3 tRNA genes are annotated in these 432 nt (G+C 48.8%); all 3 read left to right on the plus strand.

The features are described 5' to 3' along the window. Nucleotides 1-64 precede the first annotated feature (64 nt). The 3 genes from AB4307_RS20570 to AB4307_RS20580 all read left to right on the plus strand — a co-directional run bounded on the left by AB4307_RS20570 (nucleotide 65) and on the right by AB4307_RS20580 (nucleotide 400). Nucleotides 65-140, plus strand: a tRNA-Gly gene (locus tag AB4307_RS20570). Between the two features lie 51 nt (nucleotides 141-191). Next, nucleotides 192-268, plus strand: a tRNA-Met gene (locus AB4307_RS20575). Between the two features lie 56 nt (nucleotides 269-324). Further along, nucleotides 325-400: transfer RNA gene (locus AB4307_RS20580), tRNA-Gly, on the plus strand. Nucleotides 401-432 lie beyond the last annotated feature (32 nt).

The raw sequence follows: 432 nt of genomic DNA on the forward strand, positions 1-432 counted from the left end.
CGCAACCACATTACAGTTAAGCGCTATCTGTTGCCCAAGGCAATATGAGCAGCGAATAACTAATGCGATACTAGCTCAGTTGGTAGAGCGCAACCTTGCCAAGGTTGAGGTCATCGGTTCGAACCCGATGTATCGCTCCAAATTCTCTCTTTTTAGAGAACAGAGTCATTAACTTAAACAATGCATCCGGACGCGGGATGGAGCAGTTTGGTAGCTCGTCGGGCTCATAACCCGAAGGTCGTCGGTTCAAATCCGGCTCCCGCAACCACATTACAGTTAAGCGCTATCTGTTGCCCAAGGCAGTAAGAGCAGCGACTAACTAATGCGATACTAGCTCAGTTGGTAGAGCGCAACCTTGCCAAGGTTGAGGTCATCGGTTCGAACCCGATGTATCGCTCCAAATTCTCTCTCTCGCTTTATGCTGAAGATGAA

Source organism: Vibrio sp. 10N.261.52.C2, from assembly GCF_041471425.1.
In the GTDB taxonomy this organism is placed as follows: Bacteria; Pseudomonadota; Gammaproteobacteria; order Enterobacterales; family Vibrionaceae; genus Vibrio; species Vibrio crassostreae_C.